We start from the raw sequence: 852 nt of genomic DNA on the forward strand, positions 1-852 counted from the left end.
CTCCAGAGCGGGTGCCTTGATTTTCGACGGTTCACGCGCGACCGCGGCTGGCAGCGAGAGCGGAAATGTCGAGGCAGATTCAATCGAGCTCATGCGCCGTCTCCGGAATTTCGGCTCAATCTGTCGGCAGCGTGCGATAGACGTAATCGGCGAGATTGAGGTCGCCGCTTAACACGCCCGCCTCTTTCCAGGTCTCGAAGACATTCTGCAGGGAAGCCGTCAGAGCGTCGTCGATGGGCTCGCGCTTGTAGCCCGCCTCGCTCTGATAGAGGTACTCGACAGTCGCCCGATCTTGCTTGGTGAAGCCGGCGTAGAAGTCGAGAAAGGCTTCCTTGTTCTCGCGCGACCAGGTGTAGCCGCGGTCCACGCGCGCGATGAAATCCGCGATCGCCGCAACCTTGCCCGGATCGGCGAGCGCGTGATCCGTCGCGCTGTACACGCCTTTGCCCGTGTTGATGCCAACTCCATCGATCAGCACCGTTGCCTTGAGCGTTCCGATCGAGCGGGCAAGATAGACTCCCCAGGTGCCCCAGGCGTCGATGCCTCCAGACTGGAACGCGGCGCTTGCGTCGGCTGGGGTGAGGAAGGCGAGCTTGACGTCCTTGGCGGTCAGGCCGGCTTTCTTGAGCACGCCGAGCGTGAGGAAGTGCGCGACGCTGCCGCGCGTGGTCGGCGAGATCGTCTTACCTTTCAGATCTTGGATGGTCTTGATCGGGCTGCCGGCCGGAATAATCAGCGAGCTCCCCAGACCGCCATTGGAGAAACTGGCGACGACCTTGATCCTGGAGCCTCCGGCGATGGCGCTCACCGTCGGCGAGTCGGCGGCGCTGCCGATATCGACCGCATCGGCTT

1 protein-coding gene is annotated in these 852 nt (G+C 62.9%); it reads right to left on the reverse strand.

Annotated elements, in window-relative coordinates:
* Window positions 1–115: 115 nt before the first annotated feature.
* The coding region (locus EOA24_RS39775) for an ABC transporter substrate-binding protein (protein WP_127410918.1) at window positions 116–852 on the reverse strand (737 nt) is incomplete at its 5' end.

The organism is Mesorhizobium sp. M2A.F.Ca.ET.039.01.1.1, from assembly GCF_003998035.1.
Classification (GTDB): Bacteria; Pseudomonadota; Alphaproteobacteria; order Rhizobiales; family Rhizobiaceae; genus Mesorhizobium.